Origin of the sequence: Siminovitchia sediminis (assembly GCF_042680885.1) — a bacterium.
Taxonomy (GTDB): domain Bacteria; phylum Bacillota; class Bacilli; order Bacillales; family Bacillaceae_C; genus Siminovitchia; species Siminovitchia sediminis.
On record NZ_JBHUEO010000105.1, the window covers coordinates 1 to 516 of the forward strand.

A 516-nucleotide genomic window follows, 5' to 3' on the forward strand; every position below is an offset into this window, starting at 1 on the left:
CCCCGATCACTGTGAATGAGCACACCTTCCAGGTTTTTCAGTTTTCTATTTTGTTGGGCAGACCGGATCGTTCTGCAGATTAATTCTTGGTTGGGACTGGAAGATGTTTCAAAAGCAATGACTTCCTCATTGAATAAATCCTTCAGGGCGGAAATGTATACCTTTTGTCCTTCCAGCACAATCTCTGTCATGTCGGTAACCCATTTCGTATCCGGAAATTGGGTGTCGAAGTCACGGTTTAAATGGTTTTCATAAACAAACCCTGCAGACTCACTCTTGGACTCGGCAGTGGATTTAGGAAGCCTGACATTGGCTTTAAGGTTGGCTTCCCTCATCAGTCTCGCTACCCTTTTATGATTGACGGCCGAACCAGAAGTTGAAAGTACTTTAGCGATCCGTTTAGCGCCCAAGGTTCCTTTATGCATTGTGTATATACGTTTGATGCGGGTGAGAAGTGCTTGATTCTCACGGGAGGCCAGTTTTTTGGGCCGTTTCAAATAGGCATAGTAACCACTC

The 516-nt window shown here is 45.2% G+C and carries 1 protein-coding gene; it reads right to left on the reverse strand.

Going from position 1 to position 516, the window contains the following annotated elements; translation table 11 throughout:
* The coding region (locus ACFSCZ_RS17900; RefSeq protein ID WP_380775909.1) for an IS3 family transposase at positions 1–516 on the reverse strand (516 nt) is incomplete at both ends.